The 20,854-nt window shown below is 41.4% G+C and carries 13 protein-coding genes; 10 read left to right on the top strand and 3 right to left on the bottom strand.

Annotated features, from left to right (window positions below):
• The first annotated feature begins 141 nt into the window (after window positions 1–141).
• From ccsB to tilS, 4 genes are all read left to right on the top strand, one after another.
• Window positions 142–1,203 (top strand): c-type cytochrome biogenesis protein CcsB, encoded by a 1,062-nt coding sequence (gene ccsB, locus IQ274_RS17210; protein WP_163927242.1) that lies wholly within the window; start codon window positions 142–144, stop codon window positions 1,201–1,203.
• Between the two features lie 136 nt (window positions 1,204–1,339).
• Window positions 1,340–1,648, top strand: coding sequence for a KGK domain-containing protein (locus tag IQ274_RS17205; RefSeq protein ID WP_012412190.1), 309 nt, complete (start codon window positions 1,340–1,342; stop codon window positions 1,646–1,648).
• 391 nt (window positions 1,649–2,039) lie between these two features.
• Entirely contained in the window at window positions 2,040–2,393 is a 354-nt protein-coding gene (locus tag IQ274_RS17200; RefSeq protein WP_194142950.1) for a KGK domain-containing protein, read from the top strand.
• Between the two features lie 75 nt (window positions 2,394–2,468).
• Entirely contained in the window at window positions 2,469–3,464 is a 996-nt protein-coding gene (gene tilS / locus IQ274_RS17195) for a tRNA lysidine(34) synthetase TilS (protein ID WP_194142973.1), read from the top strand.
• 60 nt (window positions 3,465–3,524) lie between these two features.
• Here the strand turns inward: tilS and hmpF are convergent, their stop codons facing one another.
• Complete coding sequence (gene hmpF / locus IQ274_RS17190) at window positions 3,525–5,285, bottom strand: pilus motility taxis protein HmpF (RefSeq protein ID WP_163927238.1); 1,761 nt, start codon at window positions 5,283–5,285, stop codon at window positions 3,525–3,527.
• A 409-nt stretch (window positions 5,286–5,694) separates the two neighbouring features.
• On the opposite strand from hmpF, the gene IQ274_RS17185 reads away from it, so the two are divergent.
• The 6 genes from IQ274_RS17185 (at window position 5,695) to IQ274_RS17160 (ending at window position 18,255) form a co-directional block, all read left to right on the top strand.
• Window positions 5,695–6,891, top strand: a complete 1,197-nt coding sequence (locus IQ274_RS17185) for a response regulator (RefSeq protein ID WP_163927236.1) — start codon at window positions 5,695–5,697, stop codon at window positions 6,889–6,891.
• A gap of 213 nt (window positions 6,892–7,104) precedes the next feature.
• On the top strand, window positions 7,105–7,470 hold the full coding sequence (locus IQ274_RS17180; RefSeq protein WP_069073698.1) for a response regulator transcription factor: 366 nt from the start codon (window positions 7,105–7,107) through the stop codon (window positions 7,468–7,470).
• A 13-nt stretch (window positions 7,471–7,483) separates the two neighbouring features.
• Window positions 7,484–8,014, top strand: coding sequence for a chemotaxis protein CheW (locus tag IQ274_RS17175; RefSeq protein ID WP_163927234.1), 531 nt, complete (start codon window positions 7,484–7,486; stop codon window positions 8,012–8,014).
• A gap of 14 nt (window positions 8,015–8,028) precedes the next feature.
• Window positions 8,029–10,962, top strand: a complete 2,934-nt coding sequence (locus IQ274_RS17170) for a methyl-accepting chemotaxis protein (RefSeq protein ID WP_163927232.1) — start codon at window positions 8,029–8,031, stop codon at window positions 10,960–10,962.
• Window positions 10,963–11,151: 189 nt separating this feature from the next.
• On the top strand, window positions 11,152–17,010 hold the full coding sequence (locus tag IQ274_RS17165) for a response regulator (protein WP_194142949.1): 5,859 nt from the start codon (window positions 11,152–11,154) through the stop codon (window positions 17,008–17,010).
• 900 nt (window positions 17,011–17,910) lie between these two features.
• Entirely contained in the window at window positions 17,911–18,255 is a 345-nt protein-coding gene (locus IQ274_RS17160; RefSeq protein WP_012412199.1) for a DUF1815 family protein, read from the top strand.
• 61 nt (window positions 18,256–18,316) lie between these two features.
• Here the strand turns inward: IQ274_RS17160 and IQ274_RS37380 are convergent, their stop codons facing one another.
• The gene (locus IQ274_RS37380; protein WP_265578549.1) at window positions 18,317–18,448 is read right to left on the bottom strand and encodes a hypothetical protein; all 132 of its coding nucleotides are present in this window, start codon (window positions 18,446–18,448) and stop codon (window positions 18,317–18,319) included.
• A 244-nt stretch (window positions 18,449–18,692) separates the two neighbouring features.
• Window positions 18,693–20,762, bottom strand: a complete 2,070-nt coding sequence (locus IQ274_RS17155) for a CHAT domain-containing protein (protein ID WP_194142948.1) — start codon at window positions 20,760–20,762, stop codon at window positions 18,693–18,695.
• Window positions 20,763–20,854 lie beyond the last annotated feature (92 nt).

The raw sequence follows: 20,854 nt of genomic DNA, 5'->3' as shown, positions 1-20,854 counted from the left end.
AAAATAGGGAGTGGAGAGACAAGGAGAATAACCGATGCCCAATGCCCTATTTCCAATTTCTCCTGTTTCATAACCCTGTAAGCATATAGGATCAGAACAGTCAGAATCCATATTTTAAATTATCCACGGAGAGAACACTTTATGAATCTGGTTGTACTCCAGAACTGGCTGGACAATGCCTCCTTTGCCATATTATTCCTAACAATGCTGGTGTATTGGGGAGGAGCGGCTTTTCCGAATCTGCCTTATCTAGCCGCTTTGGGGACAGCTGGGATGGCGATCGCTAATTTGTGTATGGCGACTCTACTAGGGGCAAGATGGATAGAAGCTGGTTACTTTCCCCTAAGTAATCTCTATGAATCCCTGTTTTTCTTAACTTGGGGTATTACCACTGTCCATCTAATTGCTGAAAGTAGTAGCCGTAGCCGCTTAGTAGGAGTTGTGACATCTCCGGTGGCAATGTTGATTGCTGCTTTTGCGACGATGACATTACCATCCCAGATGCAAGCGTCAGAACCCCTAGTACCTGCCTTAAAGTCAAATTGGTTGATGATGCATGTCAGCGTCATGATGTTGAGTTATTCTGCTTTGATGGTGGGTGCGTTATTAGCGATCGCTTTTCTGATTGTCACTCGCGGTCAAAACATCCAGCTACAAGGCAGTTCTGTCGGTACTGGTGGTTATCGCAGCAATGGCTACCGCTTGCACAAAGCAGCTGAACTAATTTCTCAACCACCAGCCCCTTCTGCTGAAAATAACGGCTTTGCTCGTTTTGAAAGTAGTAGCAACGGCAACGGTAACGCTAACACCGCCGTTTTGAATTTAGTAACTACTTCTGAACCTCAAACAGTAGCATCAGCCGAACCTCTTTCACCTCAGCGCCTTAGCCTTGCCGAAACCCTCGACAACATCAGCTATCGCATCATCGGACTGGGATTTCCCTTATTGACAATTGGCATTATTGCCGGTGGCGTTTGGGCTAACGAAGCTTGGGGTTCTTACTGGAGTTGGGACCCTAAAGAAACTTGGGCATTAATCACCTGGTTAGTATTCGCTGCCTATCTCCACGCCCGAATCACTCGCGGTTGGCAAGGTCGTCGTCCCGCAATTTTAGCCGCCACTGGCTTTGTTGTTGTTTGGATTTGCTATCTCGGTGTGAATCTTTTGGGTAAAGGTTTGCATTCTTACGGCTGGTTCTTTTAATAACCTCACCCCTAACCCTCTCCAGCAATGGAGAGGAGGAAAGGAGCAGATTTAAATTGACTATTATCTCTTGGGAATTATTTCGGATGAACTGTTATATCACTGGAAAATATAGATTTAGTGATAGGACATTTTTATGGAAGACGGATTTGAGAGACTTAATCATGATGAAGTTGTGTCTATAGAACCAGACACCTTTAATAAATTAGATATTGCTAAAACTTTTAAAGTCCGTGATTTGATTACCGCAATTAAGGAATATATTGGAGCGGAAGAAACAGACGAAGTAAATTTATATACCCAAGGATTAAATTGCGAAGTTTTGCAATTTAGTACTCAGGGATGGAAGAAAGGAAAAGTTAGACTTGCTTTAGAATTTTGCCCTGATGAATCAGAATCACCACTTGATGAGATTTTTCAAAAGCTCAAACAAGTAGAAAAATAAAATTATTTGTAATTGATAATTAAATTATCAATTACAAATAGTTATAACTCTTTTTTTTAGCAGATGAACAATATGGTTCAGACTCCAGTTAAAAAACTAACTATTGCTTAAAAACCAATACTAAGTCCAAAAATTTACGCGCAATGACCGAATTATCTCTACTACTTCCCCCGAACTATAGGACTCGGATTTGATTTCTGAAAACATACTCAAACTGAAAAACCTGTTTTTTAAGGGTTTTATCTGAAATCTTATTCAAAAATCAGATATGAGTCCTATAGAACTAGCTCTTAAAGAAGTTGTATCTGCCAGCCAAATTCCAAAACTATGAGGATTTATAATTAATTTGTCTCTCCTGGGAAATATAGATTTAGTTACAGGAGCAAGATTTATGAATGATGAATGGGAACCTCTAAATCCTGAAAAAGATGTTGTGCATTTTCACCAAGAAGCGTTTGAAAATTTACCTCGCACTCAAATAGTCTTTCAGCTTTTAAAGGAAGTAAAAAAATTTTGGGCAAAACACTGTACTTCATCAGGTTCAAAAGTATTTGACGAAGGATTTGAATGTTATGTTTTAATACCTGGTAAACAATGGCGGACAGGTAAAATTAGAGTCCGCCTAGAATTTTGCCCTGATGAAACTGAACTTGAAGAAAAACAAGAAAATAATCGCTCAGATATCAATCCAGAAAGTTCTCCGCTCGACGACCTTCGCCAGCAACTTAAGGGAGGTGAAAATTAATACCCAAATCGTAATTGTCGATGCACGTAATATAAGAGACAATTATCTATGTCCGTCGGCGCTAAAAAATCCAAAATGGTATGGACTCATCTACACGCAAAAATACATCGCACCATCCGATCGCGCCAATTATTTGAGCGCAACCAGCGACTATTAATCGCTGTCTCCGGCGGACAAGATTCTTTGTGTTTAATAAAATTACTTTTAGATTTACAATCCAAATGGGGATGGGCTTTAGGTATTGCTCACTGCGATCATCGTTGGCGTTCTGACTCCCAAGCTAATGCTCATCATGTTGAAAACCTAGCTGAAACTTGGGGTACATCCTTTTATTTAGAAACAGCGAACGAACCTATAAATAGTGAGGCTACTGCACGTGATTGGCGCTATCAAGCTTTAAGTGTGATCGCTCAGGCGAACAATTATCAGTATATAGTTACAGGACACACCGCCAGCGATCGCGCCGAAACTCTCCTCTACAACTTAATTCGGGGTACTGGTGCTGATGGTTTACAAGCCCTGACTTGGCAACGCCCTCTGACTACAGGCATTATGCTAGTGCGCCCACTTTTAGAAATCACTCGAATACAAACAGAGCAATTTTGTCAAGAGTTTAAATTGCCAATTTGGGAAGATTCCACCAATCAAGATTTGCAATATGCCCGCAACCGCATTCGCCAAGAATTAATACCATATTTACGGGATAATTTCAATCCCCAAGTAGAATCAGCCTTAGCTCAAACAGCAGAACTTCTCCAAGCAGAAGTAGAATATCTCGAAAAAGCTGCCCAGCAGTTGCGGGAAAAGGCTTTGGATATGGGGGATGACGAAGATTCCCTTATTCCTCTTCTTCCCTTACGGTTAAATCGTCGGGTCTTGCAGAAAGCACCATTGGCACTGCAACGTCGCGTGATGCGTCAGGTGTTGCAGCAAATACTTACTGATGCAGTGAGTTTTGAACACATTGAGAAATTAACGGCTTTAATTACAGCGCCAAACCGTTCGCAAACCGATCCATTTCCTGGTGGTGCGATCGCTCAAGTAGAAGGTGACTGGATTTATTTAAAATAGTTAGGAGTTAAAAGTTATGAGTTAAAAATCTTTAATTCATCACTCCTAACTCCTAACTTATTAAGACGCTAATAATTCTGGCTGAGGCATTAAACCTTGGAGAGTGTGGCGCAACTGGGCGATGGCTTGGACTTGATGATCGCCAGTTTCCTGGAATTTATCCAAAGATTCTGCAATTCCTTGCAGCTTTTGCCGTAAGCCATCAAGAGAATCCTGAATTGGTTGTAGTGCTTCCTGATAAAGATTTACTCGACCACAACATTCAGCAGTTGTTCTTCGCAGGGAAAGCAAATTTTCTTCGAGCGCTTTCAGTTCTTGGCGCTTTTCATCCAAATCGTGGGTTTGATTGTCAATCATTCCCTGATTTAGCTCAACACCAGAACGGATTTGATCAATTTCACGTTCTAGCTTTTGGATTTCCTGCGAATATTGTTGTCGCTGGGTTTCTATTTGTAATAGAACTGGTTCTAAATTAACTTTATTACCCTCATCTTCCTCAACAACAGTATGTCCTTGTCGCCGTAGCAATACAGCTTGGTGTTGCTTGAGAAACTTCTGATGCTGTAACATATTGCGGCGTTGTCCCACCAAACTGGAGTTTAGCATCTGATAAAGGTCTTTTTCATCTGTTAATTCCAGTTCTAAATTGATGTGATCTTGGTCAGATGCTTGGCTTAATTTATTTTGCAGTTCTTCTATAGCTTCTTGTTTATATTCCAGTTCTTGTTCTTGATCGTGAACAAAGGTAGCATCTATTTCTAGCTTATGCTGCAAGTCTTGGACTATCTTTTGTAGTTCTTCTAAAGGCATTTTATCCAAAGCTTCCACATTAGCTTGCTGGCCGAGAACTACATCACTAGAGGTTGCAGCTAAAGAGTGAATTTGTTGATATAACTCTTCAGCATTTCGTAACTGCTCTTTGATTATCCGGGCATACTCTTGCTTGCTAGTCAGGTCAGCTGTATTTATTTGCAACTGGGCTGTTTGCTGAACTAGAGTATTTTGTGCTTCTTGCAATGCATTTTGGCGATCGCTAAATGTTTGTGACAACCGCTCCACTTCTTCTTGCTGCTGTGTGATCGCAGTTTTTTGTTCTTCTAGTTTTTGCCAGTGCGGGGTAAGAGTTGCTTGCTGCTTTTCTACCAATTCAAAAGCTTTATGAAGGTGTTCTCTGACTGTTTCTGTGGGAGCTACGCGATTAGATAAGCGATCAAGTAACTCACTCATTACTCGACTTTGCTCTTCATCCAAAACCGTCCCTTGTTTAAAATCTGCTTGACGTTCCTCTAGACGGCGCTGCTCACCCCGCAAATGTTCCCAAGCGCCTTCCAATTCTAGGCGGTTGCGTTCAACTTCTGTTTTTAACTGTTCAATTTCCTGGCGGGATGTGTCAACTTCTTGTTTTTGCTGCTCTAGTTGTTGCAACTCCTCTTCCATGTTTTGCAACTGTTCTGAGCGTACTTCCATATCCATTTCACGGCGATTCAACTCTTGCGCTTGAAACGTTAACGACTGTTTCCACTGATCGATTTCATCTTCCTTGAGCTTAAATTTCTCCAATTGGCGGGAAAAATTCTGCAAAATATTGACTAGTGGCCGCCCTGCTTCTTGAATTCGCTGCACTTGACGATTTGGATTCAGTTCAACCAGTACCAAAGCGCCATCATTTAATTTGCTTGCGTCCTCAGCAGCAATCACTTCTTCCGACACAGTACTCCAATTCTGGTCAGTTCGCTGACAAGCTAGCAGTTTCAATTCAGTTTTGCCGCTGCCACTGAGTAAACCACCTTTCTGTTTTTGTACTTCTGCTAAATACAGCACACCGTTAGTCCTTTATTGATGCACTTAAAGTTCGTGTTTTGAGATATACCTTAAATAATTCTGTTAACTTGTCTCCCTGAAACCATGTTTAGGAAAACAAGACAGACAAAACTATAGACGCAATATATTACGCCTTGATATTTATAAAAGCGATTTGGTCACGCCTTTATATTTTGTACTGATGACAGTGATGATGACTTCCGTGTTTACACTAGCTTTGTCAAAGTGTATTACGAAAGATTAAGCTTTATAGTTGAATCTATTCCCTAATGCCAACAAGGAGAAGGGTAAAAATCTTGCCAATACTCCATAATCAATACTTAAACTACCTGCTCTAAAAATGGAAAAATTGCAGGACACAATTCAAAAATAATATTTAACGGTATTACAAGGAGTACTTTTTAGGTAAATGCAGGGAAATTTAAGTGAAATTGATATTTGCAGTATCCTGCAATTGATTGCGTTGGGACAGCGAACTGGGCAACTATGGGTAGAAGCTCATAGCTCTCACCATAACAACAAGCTGAGTGGAGAGGGAGCAAACATTTATCGCCCAAAACAACAGTCTTGGTTCGTCTTTTTCCTCAATGGTCAAATTATCTATTGCCGAGAAGGTGAGAGTAATTTATCCAGAATTAATGATTATTTACGCCATTATCGAGTCGAGATCCGACTCACCGACAAACAGATAGCCTCTCTACCATCAACCGACTCACCAGAGTATGCCTATCTGTGGGCACTTTTGGAGCGGAATATTATCAACCCCAAGATAGCTGGTAGTATCATTCACGGCTTGGTGCATGAAACTCTCTTTGATCTGCTGAGTTTACACCAAGGGAACTTCATTTTCCATCAGGGTGCGGCACTTGCCCCACAATTAAACACTTTCGAGATTGCTCCATTTGTTACAAAAATTATGAAGCAGGTGCAAGAGTGGAAGGAACTCTATCCGCACATTCAGTCTCCCGAACAATTGCCAGTGCTATCTGACAAAGTTCAGCTACAATCATCGCTACCAGAAGCAACTGTAGAGAAATTACAACATTGGGCTGATGGTAAAACATCCTTGCGTCAACTGGCTCGCTATCTCAACCGAGATATTTTGACAGTTGCTAAGGCAATATATCCTTATGTACAACAGAGTTGGCTACAACTAGTATATTCAGTCACAACTAAACCAGATACCCACAATGACAACTGGGAATTGAAGGGAAAACACAGAGGGCGGATAGTATGTATTGACGATGCGATCGCCATCGGTGAGACTATAAATTCGATCTTACAACCACAAGGCTATGAAGCGATCGCTCTCACCAATCCCTTAGAAGCACTGAGTCTGGTTTTTCAACTCAAACCCGATTTAATTTTGTGCGATATAGCCATGTTGGAATTGGAAGGGTACGAAGTTTGCGCCATGTTGCGACATTCCACAGCATTTCGGCTCACACCGATTATCATGCTTACTGGTAAAGATGGATTTATTGATCGAGTCAAAGCTAGTATGGTCGGGGCAACAGATTATTTAACAAAACCATTTACCGACACTGAATTACTCATGATTGTAGAGAAATATCTCAAAATAGAATTCTATGAAAATGGGGATTAGGGAATAGGGAGTAAGGGCTGGGGGAAAACATAACTTGTTGATCTACTAAAAGATCAGTTAAAAGATGTTATCACAGAGTCAGCCAACTCAGTGAAACCTCAATATCCAGGAAAATAGTGAGAACATACAATTAATTTATACAGTTAATAATTGCGGAGGAATCAGGGAATGTTCCAAATAGGAACGTCTACATCAGGAGGTAAATAGACATTTATGAGTACAGTTCTGATTGTGGAAGACAGTATCGCGCAAAGGGAGATGATTACAGACCTCCTAAAAGCAACTGGCCTAACAGTTACCCATGCCAGCGATGGATTAGAAGCATTGGAGGCAATCCAAATAGCACCTCCCGATTTAGTGGTGTTAGATATTGTCATGCCCCGAATGAACGGCTACGAAGTTTGTCGGCGGTTAAAATCCGATCCCAAAACCCAAAATGTCCCGGTGGTGATGTGTTCTTCCAAAGGCGAAGAATTTGATCGCTACTGGGGCATGAAGCAGGGTGCAGATGCCTACATAGCCAAGCCGTTTCAACCAACCGAGTTGGTAGGAACAGTCAAACAACTGCTGCGAGGATAAGGATAAAAGCAATATGGTCAGCAAACCGGACTTTTTAAGTGGTAGCGGTCAAGACCACTTCCGACCAGAATTACAAGTGGAAAGTCCTGAAGGTGAGTTACATTTGAGATTTTACATTCCCTCGCATCAGGAGTTTGCATTACAAGCTACTGGCATCCGGGAGGTAATTGAACTAAGTCCTGATAGAATCACCCCGATTCCTAATGCTTCTCCTTTACTTTTGGGTACTCTAAATTTACGAGGTCGAGTTATTTGGGTGGCTGATTTGGGTCAATTTCTGGGGGAAGCAAGTGCATTAAACACGGATAGAGCAGAAATTTCAGTGATTGCCATCGAGGAGCAAGACACAATAGTGGGTTTAGCAGTAGAGGAAATAGGTGGTATGGACTGGTTGGATGTCCAGAATCTTATGCCACCAACTGGTGTTCCAGATACTATGGTTCCCTTTTTACGTGGAGAGTGGTTACTAAGTGCTAAAAATAATCAGTGTCTACGACTGCTCGATCAAATGGCAATTGTACGGAGTGCTAGGTGGGCAGGATGAAATTGGAGGAGGAAATGGCAGCAAGTATTGATAATTACGAACCAACATATCAACAGGCGATGACCGCCTATGTTCAAAGGAATTATGAGGTTGCGGCCACTTTAGTTGACCAAGTGGTGCAAAATCTACCAAATGACCCCAACACTCATTTGTTAAGGGGTCACATCTACTATGTTTTGCAACAGTACGATGTTGCAAAAGAAGAATATCAACAGGTATTAAGCTTGACTAACGAACAAGAAATTATTGGTTTTGCCAATAATGGAATTGAGAATATCAATCAATATTTACAGTCATTCGGTGGACAGATTGATACATCAGGAAGTCAAGAGCAGATAAATTCCTCAGAGATGTCCGATCCACTGGCATATAGCGAACCAGAATTAGAAGATTTGGGCGCTAGTGAGGAGTTTGACAGTAATAACCTTGATTTGAACTTTTTTGGAGAGCATCAAGAAACTGTGGATGGGGTTACAGAACTATCTTCAAATAGTCCATTTGACATCCCCACGGAAGATAGTATTGGAATGGGAAAAATATCAGATTCTTCTATAACTTTTGGTGACGACCCTTTTGCTTTGGATGAAGAATCAGAGGAACAAAATTTATATAGCAGTAGTTATGAGGAAAAAACAGAATTAGATTTGCCTGCTTTTTGGCAGGAAGATATTTCAGAAGAGAGGCAAGAAGAATCATTAGTAAATAGTCAGTTTTCAGAGAAAGAGATAAATCTCGATGGTGGAAATTCAGCTATTGAAAATAATAGCTATTCATCTTTTAATTCACAAACTAGTACTAGCGAAAATAATTTCTCTGATTTGTTGAGTGAGCCAAAGTCTTCAGAGCCTCGGATTGGGAATTTAGAATATAATAAATCTAATTTTGGAGACGAGACTTTACTTATTGTTGTTGAAGAAGAACCTATAAATAGTTCAACAGCTACAAATAACAATAGTAGATATGATTTGCCTGAAACCGAAGCACATGATTGGTTGAAGTCACAAGATTTAGAAACAGAGCAAGAGTTTCAACCAGAATCATCTGATAATTATTCATCTTTTAAGAGCGATATTCCTCTGAAAGAAAAGCAGATTAAATCAAGTGAAATCATCAGCAAAAATAGCTTTGATGATGAAAATTTTGATATGGAAGCATTTGAGTCTGCCTTTGGCTCAGATGGTTTAAGTTCTTATGAAGACTCAAACAATATACTGAATGGAGAAAATTCTAAGAGCAATATTGACTTTTTAGATGACTTTGAAGAATTTGACGATTTAGGAAACATTCCAGGGTTTGACCTGATCGAAGAAGATTCTAACTTCGGTGATGCAGCAATGTATTCTGCTCCAGCAGAAACTAGTGGCAGCATACGCTCTCAAAGCACGGATACTTCTGGAAGCAATGCAGCCGATCGCGAAGAGGAACTATTTTCGATGACTGGTTCCCATGAAGGAGTTCCAGTCTTTAGCCAAACAGATGTCTCGAAACTAGAACCCAACGTTAGTGTCGAGCAAGGCTGGTTAGCACCATTAGAAAATGCTTCTATAGAACGGAAACAATGGTTGATTGCTGGAAGTGTGGGCATTGTCTCAGCGCTAGTTGTAGCCACAGTTAGCTTTGTCGCCACCACATTTTCGCCAGCCCAACAACGTGAATCAGTACGAAACACAGGTTGGGCAATGTCCCTAGCAGCCGGGATTGCCGGTTTTACCACCGCAGGCTTTATGGGAAATCTTGCACTCAAACAAATTCGGCGCACAACCAATGATCTGCAAGCTCAGTTTGAAGCTGTACGCCAAGGAAATTTGAATGCTCAAGCCACAGTGTTTTCTGAAGATGAATTGGGGCATTTATCCACTGGCTTTAATGAAATGGCACGGGTAATTTTCACAACGACAAGTGAAGCCCAACGGAAAGCCGATGAACAAGAGGAAGCCAAGGAAAACCTGCAACGTCAGGTGATTCGCCTTTTGGATGATGTGGAAGGAGCTGCTAGAGGCGATTTAACAGTCCAAGCTGAAGTGACAGCCGACGTACTAGGAGCCGTAGCCGATGCTTTTAACCTGACAATTCAAAATCTGCGAGATATTGTGCAACAGGTAAAAGTGGCAGCGAAGGATGTAACAAAAGGTGCAACCAACTCTGAAACCTTTGCTAGAGCCTTATCTAGTGATGCTTTGCGTCAAGCAGAAGAGTTAGCAGTAACGCTGAATTCTGTACAGGTAATGACCGACTCGATTCAGCGAGTCGCAGAGGCGGCGCGGGAAGCTGAAACCGTTGCTCGTGATGCTAGTACGATCGCTCTCCAAGGTGGTGAAGCGGTAGAAAATACCGTCGCAGGTATTTTAGAAATTCGAGAAACCGTTGCCGAAACCACTCGCAAAGTGAAGCGGTTGGCGGAATCTTCCCAAGAAATTTCTAAAATTGTGGCGTTGATTTCGCAGATTGCTTCCAGAACCAACTTGTTAGCACTCAATGCTAGTATTGAGGCGGCAAGAGCGGGAGAAGCTGGACGCGGGTTTGCGATCGTAGCAGACGAAGTGCGCCAGTTAGCAGATAAATCTGCCAAATCCCTCAAGGAAATTGAACAAATTGTGATGCAAATCCAAAGCGAAACAGGTTCTGTAATGACCGCGATGGAAGAGGGCACACAACAAGTAATTAAAGGGACAAAATTGGCAGAAGAAGCCAAGCGATCGCTCGAAAATATTATTCAAGTGGCGAATCGCATTGATATTCTTGTGCGATCTATTACCAGCGACACTGTGGAACAGACTGAAACCTCCCGCGCTGTGGCTCACGTAATGCAATCAGTAGAACTAACTGCACAAGAAACTTCCCAGGAAGCACAGCGAGTTTCAGGTGCCCTACAACACTTAGTAGGTGTATCCCGTGACTTGATCGCCTCCGTTGAACGTTTCCGAGTGGAAACGATGGAAACCAGATAAAAAAGTTAGGAGTTAGGAGTGAGGAGTTAGAACTAAAAATCACAACTCACTACTTGAAATAAAGTTAGGAGTTAGGAGTAAAAAGTTAGCAATAAAAATTACAACTCATAACTCATAATTCATAACTCACAACTCATAACTCATAACTCACAACTAACAACTAACAACTCATAACTCATAACTTTTGCTATGCTGCCGGAACAACAACAGCGGATTTTGGGTTACTTTATCGAAGAAGCCAGGGATCACCTGAATACCATTGAGCAGGGGTTACTGAATCTAGAAGGTACCCTGAACGACCCGGAAATGATCAGTGAAGTCTTCCGGGCGGCTCACTCCATCAAAGGAGGAGCGGCGATGCTTGGATTGACTAGCATCCAGCATACCTCCCACCGTCTGGAAGATTGTTTTAAAGTTCTTAAAGATAATCCGGTTCAGATTGACCAAAAGTTAGAGTCTTTATTTCTTGGTGTATCTGATACCCTAAAATCGCTGTTAGAGCATTTGAGCGGGCCTTACGGTCTTTCTGAAGATGCAGCGAATACTTTGATGTCAGAAACAGAGCCAGTCTTTCAATGGTTGTATGAACATCTAGAACTACTTGTACAACAAGGAAAAAGTGGAGTATCTAGCAATCCTGACGCAACAGAATTACACACAACCTCTGTAGAGAATGTCTCCACACTTACAGAACTTTTCCTGCGGCGAGATATTCCTAGCTTGGCAGAAGACACCCATCAGGAATCTCCAGAAATATCTGTCTCAGTAGCACCTCAGCAGGTGCGAGACGCTAACGCTGCGCTATCGCCAGTCACCGCTAAAGAACATAATAATTGGGGCGAGTTTCAAGCCCAAGTGCTGCAAACACTGCGAGAAATGTTGCAACTGTTTAAGCAAACCACAACACCCTCAACTCGGCAAAACCTTCAACAATGCTGTTACCAGTTAGTCAAACTTGGTGAAACTTGGAATTTGTCCAAGTGGTGTGGTTTGTGTCAAGCAGCAGCTAGTGCGATCGGCAATCCTGAAAATAGTTATCTGACTTTAGCTAAAATTGTCATTACCGAAATCAAGCAAGCTCAAGAATTAGTCCTGCAAGGTAGAGAAGCTGAAATTGCAATTAGTCAGCAACTAGAAGCGCTTTTGAGCTTGGCAGAAATTGATCTGTTAGAAGTTACTCCTGATTTGTTTGATAAACAGTCTGCGGTTTTGACAGAAACTACGTCAGAGGCAATTTTTGAGGGTAACACCGAGCAGTTAGACCTAGCCCAAACAACCGAAGAATTTAATCTAGATAAAGATACTAGCGATAGCGCAGCATTAGTGAGTCCGCGAGCGTCTGGTTACGCCAACGTCAAAGGCGATCGCCCCTATGTTCAACAAGGGACACCACTCAACGCTGCAACTCACACTAGTTTTTCTTTCACCACACATGACGAAGCACATCCAATCAGTAACAATCTTGACCCCAATGGGCCAGAGGTAGGAATAGCTGAGTTAAATACCCTTGCCGATTTATTTGCAGGTGAGACTCCCGAATTAGATGAAAGTTGGCATCAAGAAGAAACTTTAGATATTGTTGCCAGCGATGATTTTGGAATTGATTTCAGCAACACTGACGCTGAGGATGCTCATAGCGATTTATCTGACTTACTCTCCTTGGATCAAGTAGCAACTACAGCCACGACGGAAGATTTATCCCTGTTATTTGGCGACAATTTCTTAGAAAAAGAGAATTCAGAACCGCAACATCAACAAACATCTGCTACGATTCCAGAGTTAAGTTCTATTAACGTACTTGATATAAATTTAGACTCTTCTTCCGAAGATTTACAAGAATTTATTGATATTCCAAGTGAGACAAACCAGCTTGCTGGTGTTAACAAAAACGATGTAGTTGAAGATTTATTGACACTGGCACTAGATGATGATACAGAAATATTGCCTACAGATGAAGTAACTCAACCAGAAACTGAGGCATTCGCCAATGTGGAACTATCGACCAATCAACCAAATAGTTTTGATAACTTATTCTCAGAAACTAGAAATGCAAATTGGGTAGAAGAAATTACCCCTAGTGACTATATAGAATTACCCCAGGAAACAGGGTTCTCTTCAGACAATCTGTTCGCTGAAATGGAAGAAGAGACACTACTGCCTACAAGTAAATCAGAAATCGTTGATTTATTTGATATATCTACAGTAACAACACCTGAATTCTCTCAATCAGAAAATGATCTGAGTAGCTTCTGGAATCAGGAAATTACAGAGGAACAGGACGATTTCAATTCCTTAATTGAGCAGAATGTAGAAAGGGCGTTAGAGGAGAGTTTGTTTGCTACAACTGATGATATTTTTGCTGACAGTCAGCAACTTATACCTTCTGATAGAGCTAGTTTCGGCTTGGAAGAATTGGATATCAATTTCCAGCACGAAGAGCAGCTAGATTTGATATTCTCATCAGATTCTGGAGATGATTTATTTGATGAATTAGCACAGAGTGAGTCAGCTATTTCCTCAGTAATCAGCAATACCTCCACGCCGGAAATGCCTTTTTTCACGCAGCATCTAGGGGAAGAAACTCTCAGAGCGCAACAACCAGAAGCTTTAGATTTTGCTCCAGAATTTACTCATCAGCCCTCAGAAATATCTGCTGTTGATCTGGAACCTGATTCATTCGGCTCTTTCGATGAAAATCCGCAACTGCTGTTTGAAGATGCAGTTACAGACTCAACCTATATTCAGATGGAAACCACAGAGAATACTGTGGATGAACTATCTCTTACAGAAACTTTAGATTCAGTCCAAGCACAACCAGATGATTTGTTCGGCTCTTTCGATGAAAATTCACAACTGCTGTTTGAAGATGCAGTTACAGACTCAACCTATATTCAGATGGAAACCACAGAGAATACTGTGGATGAACTATCTCTTACAGGAACTTTAGATTCAGTCCAAGCACAACCAGATGATTTGTTCGGCTCTTTCGATGAAAATTCACAACTGCTATTTGAAGATGCAATTACAGACTCAACCTATATTCAGATGGAAACCACAGAGAATACTGTGGATGAACTATCTCTTACAGGAACTTTAGATTCAGTCCAAGAACAACCAGATGATTTGTTCGGCTCTTTCGATGAAAATTCACAACTGCTGTTTGAAGATGTAGCTACGGACTCAACCTATATTCAGATGGAACCCACAGAGAATACTGTGGATGAATTATCTCTTACAGAAACTTTAGATTCAGTCCAAGCACAACCAGATGATTTGTTTGGCTCTTTCGATGAAAATCCGCAACTGCTGTTTGAAGATGCAGTTACAGACTCAACCTATATTCAGATGGAAACCACAGAGAATACTGTGGATGTATCTCTTACAGAAACTTCTTTAGATATTAGTTTTGGTGACACTTCAAATTCAGCCCAAACAAACTTAGAAAATTTTGAAACGGAAGAGAACAATAACTTAGAAACTACTTTTGAATTACCAATAAACCCGGATTTGGACGACACACATCTGGGTTTTGCAAATGCTTTATTTTTTACAGAAACTGCTCTATTAGAAGCAACAAACCAGCAACAATTAGAAGAAAACGCGGCAACAATTGATTCGCAAGATGTCAATGATTTCACACAAACGATTATTCAGGAAGATGTAGAAACCGATTTATATGATTTAGGAGAGATATCTGAATCTGTAACAGTGTCAGAGGACGAAAATGCTATTCTTGCCTCAGATGAAGAATTGGTAACTACAGAAACCGTTGAATTAGTTGCTCCAGAAGATGATTTTGCAGACTTGGAAGCATTACTAGGAGAGGAAGTAGCACTTAACTCCAAAGCTACCTCGATACCAGAAGTAGATTTTGCAGCCCTGGAAGAATTGCTCGGTACAGATAACGACAGCAATGTCCACGACGGGCTACGCCAACGCCAACCCTTCAATACTCAACCAGTCTTGGCGAAAAATGACGTTCCACCACCAGCTATAGATGAATTTGGTGACTTGGAGAAGTTGTTGGCAGAAGCGGATCAAACAATATCCCATTCACCAGCAGCCAAATCGAACACCAGCAAACCTCCCCGTCCCTCTACTCGTCGGGCTGCAAGATTTGAAGAAACGATGAAGGTTCCAGTTAAGCAACTGGACGATATGAGTAATTTAGTCGGGGAGTTGGTGGTAAATCGCAATACCTTAGAGCAAGATCATGAACGGCTGCGGCAGTCATTAGATAATTTGCTGATTCAGGTACAACAACTCTCGGATGTGGGCGCAAGGATGCAAGAGTTGTACGAGCGATCGCTTCTAGAAGCCTCTCTATTAGCTGGACGCAAAAACAAAGACTCTGGCTTACAAGCGCCTGATTCCAATGCCGATAGGGGGTTTAGCGAGTTAGAAATGGATCGTTTTACTCCCTTCCATACACTCTCACAGCAGATGATCGAACGCATTGTGCGAGTCCGTGAGTCGGCAAGTGATATTGATTTTGTCACCGAAGAAACCGAGCGAGTCGCAAGGCAGTTCCGCCAAGTAACCACCCAGCTACAAGAGGGATTAACAAGAGCGCGAATGGTTCCTTTTGCCCAAACTATCGATCGTTGGCGGCGAGGAGTGCGCGACAACGCCATCAAATGTGGCAAACAAGTGGAGTTGGTAATCGAAGGTGGTGATACCTTAATTGACAAGATGATTTTGGATCATCTGACCGATCCATTAACTCACATGCTGAATAATGCGATCGCTCACGGTATTGAAACGCCAGAAGAACGACAAGCTGCTGGTAAACCACCTGTGGGAATTATTACTATCCGTGCCTTCTACCAAGGCAACCAAACGATCATTTCTGTAGGCGATGATGGCGCAGGTATCGATTCCGCCAAGGTTAAGGCTAAGGCGGTGAAGATTGGCATGATTACAGAAGTGCAAGCAAAAGCCATGTCTCGCCTGGAAGTCTACGATCTGCTATTCCAGTCTGGTTTTACAATCAAAGACCAAGCAGATGAAATTTCCGGTCGTGGTGTCGGTATGGACGTAGTGCGTTCTGAGATTAGCGAAATTCGGGGGACAGTGAACACCGATTCTGCGATCGGTAAGGGAACCACCTTCACGATTCGTCTACCACTGACTTTGAGTATTTGTAAAGCTCTCTGCTGCGTCTCCGATCGCTCCAGGATCGCCTTCCCGATGGATGGTGTAGAAGATACGCTAGATATACCAGTGAAAAATATTCAGCACGATGCCAATGGACAATCATTTATTTCCTGGCGCGATACAGTGCTGCCATTCCGACCCCTGAAGGAGCTTTTAACCTTCAATCGCCAAATCAGTCGCGGTAATGTCTATGGCGGTACGCGAGATGATGATATGGTTTCTGTGGTTGTGGTGCGATCGGCAAATACCTTGATTGCTCTACAGATTGACCTGGTGTTAAGTGAACAAGAAATTGTAATTAAGCAATTTGAAGGCCCAGCGCCTAAACCCATTGGTGTCGCTGGTGCTACAGTCTTGGGTGATGGTCGGATTATGCCTATTGCTGATGTGCTGGAAATAATTGACATCTTCCAGGGACGGATTTCTACACAAATAGGTGGCAATTCTTGGCAACAGAAAGGGGCTCCCATAGACACCTCTCCTGCGAAGATTGACCCGACAGTGCTGATCGTCGATGATTCGATTACAGTCCGAGAATTGCTATCCCTGACATTTAACAAAGCCGGTTATCGCGTAGAACAGGCGCGTGACGGACAGGAAGCTTGGGATAAACTCCGCTCCGGTTTGCCTTGTGATATCGTATTTTGCGACATCGAAATGCCCCGTTGCGATGGTCTGGAATTACTCTCTCGCATTCAAAAAGACTCTAACCTCAATCACCTACCGATCGCTATGCTCACCTCGCGGGGTGCAGACAAGCACAGACAAATTGCAGCTCAACTCGGTGCTAGTGGCTACTTTACCAAGCCTTATCTCGAAGAAGCTCTCCTTGAAGCTGCGGCGCGGATGTTAAAAGGGGAAAAACTTGTTAGCACTACGAGCAATGTTTAGTTAGCAATGAAAAACTCCATCCTCTTATGGGTGGAGTTTTGAGGTATGGGGAAGAGTTAACAATACCCCTGCCGACTTTCAATAAAAAATAATTACTCAGTTTGAATAAATAATCGAAATACACTATACATACATTTTTTGTGGCAAAACCAAACTAAGATAATTATCTTTCCAAATTTATCTGCTTTGGTTCATACCACTTTTTGAGGATAATCCCAAAATAGCTGAAAATATTGCCTAAATGGCAACATCGCTCTGCTGAGTTTAGCTACTGTCAGTGTTAAGTTGATCCATTCTTGATTCTACACTCCGACTTGTCTATCTGTTACGTGAAGCTTGTATAAAGTACTGTACTTAATCTACTTTTAGTACTGAATCTCAAATTTGCACTGTCATCTGCTCAACTTTATATATACGGGAGGAAGAAATTTGGTATACCTAATTATTGGTTTATACCAAAATCTACGTTAGAAAGAGAACAGATTAAACATCTAAGCAAGAGAGACTATAACGATGCAAAACTACGTTATAGCCTTAAATAACACTTAAATTGGCTGCACATCATCCGTAAAAACTAAATATGAAGCTTTTCTGTACTTGACTAGTGCTAGATTTAAGTTACTCTTAAAGCGGAATGCTTCATGTAAGAATCTACCCTGACAGAAGTGTATAAAGATATAGTTAAATTTAGCAATTCTGTCCGAGATTTTTAATTTGCAAACTGAATAGTTTGATACGGCGCTCAAAACCTTGATCTACTACCCTAAACAAGGTAGTCAATTAACGACTCAATATTATCTGTCTGGTAATTGTAGTGAATAGTTTACAATACCAGTGGATGAGAAAATCTAAAGAAAATATAAAAGAAACTCAAATGACTGTGGTGTCTGGAGGACAAAAGTGTTTCTGAGACTAGCACATCAACATCGACAATTCGTCCAAGACTTGGTAATGAACCTGCAAGCCTTGGCGGTCGTATTAGAGCGGCGCGGGTATCCTGCTTCTTGTTATACCTGTGGCGACCAAATGAATAGTGCATCGTTTATGGTTAGCTTGGGTGATAACCACCTGATTCGGTTTTTGGTGTCCGATTACGGGATTACTTGGACGGAAATGCGGGATGACCGCGAATTAATGAAGCTAGAAGGCGCAGAGGCAATTAGCCAACTGGACGAACTGGCTGATCTTGTCAAGCAATCTATGCAAACCGATACAGACTCTAAAATTCTTGCCAAGAAATATTAAGGTTCCAGAGGTCGATCGCAAATTAGAAATCGATTATCGGTAATTGGTAATGATGGCTTAGTTAGCGATCGCTCTTAGTAGTCTGTTCTCCATTACCATCAAGTGATTGGCTCGTAGCCCATCGCCTATTTTTTCTATCTGCTAAAACCTCACGAGCCTGATTTTGAGCTTTTAGCTGAAAGTTAAAAAGCACTGTTAATCAGAATCAACATAATAATTAGTAATTACTAATTCATAATTCCTAACTAAAAAATAGGTTAAGAAAAATTGCAACTATCAAGCAACCAACATAATTATGCTTGGATTAAAACCTATTTACATAAAAAAATTATGAATTATAAGTCATGAATTATGAATTTTTAATGAATTTTCTCGGTGGCAATCAGCCACAAAGTTGAACAAGCCATCCTTTGACAGAGATGGGAAACGATCAACACCTAAAGTCCATTGCCAATTAAAATAAAGGATGCCCAGTAGTACGGGTGGCTAAAATTACTAACTGCTGCCACGGGTACATTGCGGCTTCTTATTTTCCAGTCTCCAGTAATTAATGAGACTTGGGCTTGCTGTAAGGTTTCAGCTTTAGTCAACTTATCTGTGGTAAGTATCCCATAAAAAGCACTCATAAGCGCTTGTGTCCCACCATCATCTACAGACCACAGCGAGGCGATCGCGGCTCTTGCGCCGGTTTGTTGCATCTGATAGCCAAAGCCCAAAATTTCCTCACCGTTACCTAACTTACCTCCTAAGCCGGTTTCACAGGCGCTCAACACTACCAAATCTACATGGGGGAGTGACCAAGTGGCGACATTTCTCAAGTTAACGCGATCGCCATTTCCGAATAAAATAAACGAATCTTCTGGTTTACCGACTACAAAGGCTGCATGAGTCGCTAAATGGACAATTGTATAATCATCCATTTGGGGTACAGCGACTTTGGGGCTAAAAGCATCGTCTAAAAGCTTCGTAGTTTCAGGAACCGTAGCAGCTAAGTTTTCCACTTCTTGCGTTGCAAAGGGCAAACCAGCAAAAGCAACCTGTCGATTCCCAACTTTAATTTGATAATTGCCTTTAGTAAAAGCACCAGCTAAAACCCGCAAAGTAGATTCTTTTGGGGTATTTAAGTTAGTCAGACTGGCAGATGTAATGTGATTGACACCCAAACGCTGCACTAGCCATTGTTTGCCATCATATAAAGCTGCTAAAGGAATATAACGTAACTGCTCATCTGGAGCGTAAATCAGAGTTTGTGTACCTGATTGCTTCAGGTCTTTTTCTATAGGTTTAATTAGCCAGTCATACAATTGGCGTGCAGGTGCTTTGATATTCCGGCTGGGGTTGATTAAAGCTTGGCGGAAAGCAGCAATTGTTTGATGGAGGTTTTCGCGTTTTATAGCAACAGTGCGATGAATCGGTGGGGATTCAGGAGTGACTAATACCAATTCCAAGCTATCTTTTAAAATCAGTGGATAGAGGATTGCAGATTTTTGAGGCAATCTCGCCAAATTATCCCGAAGTTCGTTGAGATTCTCCAAATCTAAATTTTGCCGCCTAGCTGTACGGCTAATTTGCTCTATCTGTGCTTTCACTGAAGGACTATTGATAAATTCATTAAATTTATCCAAAAGTTGCTGTTGATTTAAGACTAATTGCTCGATGCGTTGTTTTTGTTCGAGCGATCGCTCCTTGGGAGAAATTTTCCGTAGTTTTGTCAGTTCTTTACCCAACGCAACAGCACTATCCAAGGTTTGATCCAACTTTTGTTTAATTGGTTTTTCTGTAGCTGCTATATTAATACCTTTGACAGTACGTTTATTACCTGGCACAGCCTGGAGATATTCTTCTAGTTCTTCAACTTTGAGTAAATCCATTGTCCTTTGTGCTTCAGCAACACGTTCTTGTTTGAGCAATCGTTCACCCAAAATCCGATATGTCTGGCTAACAGTTATGCTGTAAGCATTTGGTTGTGGCGCACTCAGTGCTGATGGATTCAAGCGAGCTTTTTCACGATTAATTAAGCAATGCTTGTAGAAAAAAATTGCTAATTCTGGTTGATTTTGGATATCAAATAAGTAACCTATGTTACTGTAGGTTTTGCCAAGTCGAACAAGATCGCCAAGTTCTCTATTAATTAATAGGGCTTGTTGATAGAATTGAAGTGCTTCAGGATACTTTCTTTGACTTTGGTAGATTCTGCCGATGTTATTGAATGTTACCGCTTCCCAAGAGCGCTCTCCACGTTCTCTTGTAATGGCTAGTGCTTGCTGTAATCTCTGCAACGCTTCTTCCGATTGACCTTGCCGAGATTCTTTGATAGCTTCTTCATTGAGCCTTTCAATTTCTAAAAGCTGATTATTCTGGGGTAAAGCTTGAGCTTTTTCTCCAAAGTTGTATTTCAACCTTGTATTTGTACTTACCTGGTTATTGTCTGGGTATGCCATCCCAAAACCGAGTAAACTAAGTAGAGTTAAAGTAATAAGACTAACATACCGGAGATTAGGCTGCATAACAAAACACTCCCTATACTCGGAAGTGTAAATATTAAATCAATAAGTTATGGAACGCAATTAATTTTTATGCTATTCCATATTTGAAAAAT

Origin of the sequence: Nostoc sp. LEGE 12447 (genome assembly GCF_015206985.1) — a bacterium.
GTDB lineage: Bacteria > Cyanobacteriota > Cyanobacteriia > Cyanobacteriales > Nostocaceae > Nostoc.
Note: the sequence above shows the minus strand (reverse complement) of the source record. Positions and strands in the feature narration are given on the sequence as shown.

Bases quoted from the DNA above. Each gene is read 5' to 3' on its own strand.
- tilS (WP_194142973.1), top strand. From the start codon at position 2,469: ATGGTATGGACTCATCTACACGCAAAAATACATCGCACCATCCGATCG.
- IQ274_RS17205 (WP_012412190.1), top strand. From the start codon at position 1,340: ATGGAAGACGGATTTGAGAGACTTAATCATGATGAAGTTGTGTCTATA.
- IQ274_RS17165 (WP_194142949.1), top strand. From the start codon at position 11,152: ATGCTGCCGGAACAACAACAGCGGATTTTGGGTTACTTTATCGAAGAA.
- IQ274_RS17185 (WP_163927236.1), top strand. From the start codon at position 5,695: ATGCAGGGAAATTTAAGTGAAATTGATATTTGCAGTATCCTGCAATTG.
- ccsB (WP_163927242.1), top strand. From the start codon at position 142: ATGAATCTGGTTGTACTCCAGAACTGGCTGGACAATGCCTCCTTTGCC.
- IQ274_RS17180 (WP_069073698.1), top strand. From the start codon at position 7,105: ATGAGTACAGTTCTGATTGTGGAAGACAGTATCGCGCAAAGGGAGATG.
- IQ274_RS17170 (WP_163927232.1), top strand. From the start codon at position 8,029: ATGGCAGCAAGTATTGATAATTACGAACCAACATATCAACAGGCGATG.
- IQ274_RS17155 (WP_194142948.1), bottom strand. From the start codon at position 20,762: ATGCAGCCTAATCTCCGGTATGTTAGTCTTATTACTTTAACTCTACTT.
- IQ274_RS17175 (WP_163927234.1), top strand. From the start codon at position 7,484: ATGGTCAGCAAACCGGACTTTTTAAGTGGTAGCGGTCAAGACCACTTC.
- IQ274_RS17200 (WP_194142950.1), top strand. From the start codon at position 2,040: ATGAATGATGAATGGGAACCTCTAAATCCTGAAAAAGATGTTGTGCAT.